Genomic DNA, 1,943 nt, shown 5'->3' on the forward strand with positions numbered 1-1,943 from the left:
GGGTGTGTCCCGAACGTGGAAGGGAGTTCGATGTAGGTAGAGCTTTCCGAAGCGGTGCTGTGCAGGAGATGAGGGATTGTCGGCCCTTCGGAGTCGCCCTGCGGGGGGTGGCTTCAAACCGCCACATGCTGCAGGAGCGGTGACGTGACTGTGGTGAGCGATGTGGAAAAGGCACAGGTCGATGTGTCAGGTGGGGATCGGGAAGGCGAGCGCAAGCGATTCGCTGTTGACGTGTCGAAATGCACATAGATGACATCGAAACCGGGGTGTCCGTCATATCCCGGGATGAGTCTGGCGGGTGCCCGTTGATTGGCCAGGCGGTGTCCGGCATGGAGGCGACGCGAGCCCGGTCTGCGGCTTTTGCATGGAACGGGAGAAGGCCGGATTCGACACTGCCCGTCCGGGTTTTTCGGGTGGGCGAGAGGGAGTAGCCCGCGCTTGTCGTGGGTGTGAGTACCGTCGCGGGTCCGGTTGGCGGACCGGCTCGTAGTAGTGGTGAAGCTCCTGTAATGGGGGTGGAGCGAAGGGGCCGGGTCATCTGTGACTGTGTTCGTGTCGATCAACCGAAACCCGTGGGGTTCGGAAGGAGTCGGATGAGCGAGTTGAAGTCGCCGGGCAAGCCGTTCGAGATTTCGAAGTGGGCGGTCCAGGAGGCGTTCGAGAAGGTCAAGGCGAACAAGGGCGCGCCGGGCATAGACGGGGTAACCATCGAGGCATTCGAGGCCGACCTGCAAAACAATCTGTACAAGGTGTGGAATCGGATGTCCTCGGGCAGTTACTTTCCGCCTCCGGTGCGTGCGGTGGAAATCCCCAAGCCGCATGGCGGTGGGACCAGGATGCTGGGTCTGCCCACGGTGGCCGACCGGGTGGCCCAAACGGTGGTAGCCGAGGAGCTGAAGTCGAAGGTGGAAGACATCTTTCACGATGACTCCTACGGGTATCGGCCGGGCCGCTCAGCGATCGACGCGGTGGGGGTATGCCGGCAGCGGTGTTGGAAAACCGACTGGGTGATCGATTTGGACATCCAAAAGTTTTTCGACAGCGTGTCTTGGGACCTGATGCTAAAAGCGGTGGCGGTCAACACCGATCTGCCGTGGGTGATGCTGTATGTGCGCCGGTGGCTGCAAGCCCCGGTTCAGCTGCCCGATGGCACCCTGGCCCAGCGGGACCGGGGCACCCCACAAGGGTCGCCGGTCTCGCCCGTGCTGGCCAACCTGTTTCTGCACTATGCGTTTGACATGTGGATGGCCCGGGAGTTCCCGAGTGTCCGCTTTGAACGCTACGTCGATGACGCGGTTGTGCACTGCGTCACCGAGCGCCAAGCCCACCAGGTGTTGGCCGCGCTGCACGACAGGATGGGCGAGGTCGGGTTGCGGCTGCATCCCGACAAGACCCGGATCGTGTACTGCAAGGACGCTAACCGGCGTGGTGACTATGAGCACACGTCGTTCACGTTCTTGGGTTTCACGTTCCGGCCGCGCGGGATGCGGGCCAAAGACGGACACACGTTCCTGTCGTTTTTGCCCGCGATCAGCAGGGACGCCTTGACGAAGATCGGCCGGGAGGTGCGGTCATGGCGACTACACCATCGCACCGGGCGATCCTTCGCTGACCTTGCACGCTGGATCAACCCCATCGTGCGGGGCTGGATGAACTACTACGGCGCCTTCTTCCGGTCGGCGCTGCATCCTCTCCTGGCGCGCATCAACGCCTACCTGATGCGTTGGGTCCGCAACAAATATCGGCGGTATCGGAGCCGCGGTGCATTCCAGCAGGCATGGCAGCGGGTCACCACGCAGTACCCGCGCTTCCTCGCGCACTGGCAATGGACCACCACCGTCCCCGCCGTCTGGTGATCAAGATGACAAGAGCCGGATGAATCGAGAGGTTCACGTCCGGATCTGTGGGAGCCGGAGGGTGCAATCCCCTCCGGCCACCCGACC

General features: G+C 62.7%; 1 protein-coding gene. It reads left to right on the forward strand.

Annotated elements, in window-relative coordinates; genetic code table 11:
* The first annotated feature begins 593 nt into the window (after positions 1-593).
* Positions 594-1,856, forward strand: coding sequence for a group II intron reverse transcriptase/maturase (gene ltrA, locus EET03_RS15240; protein ID WP_075542735.1), 1,263 nt, complete (start codon positions 594-596; stop codon positions 1,854-1,856).
* The last annotated feature ends 87 nt before the right edge of the window (positions 1,857-1,943 follow it).

The organism is Mycobacterium innocens (assembly GCF_900566055.1).
Classification (GTDB): Bacteria; Actinomycetota; Actinomycetes; order Mycobacteriales; family Mycobacteriaceae; genus Mycobacterium; species Mycobacterium innocens.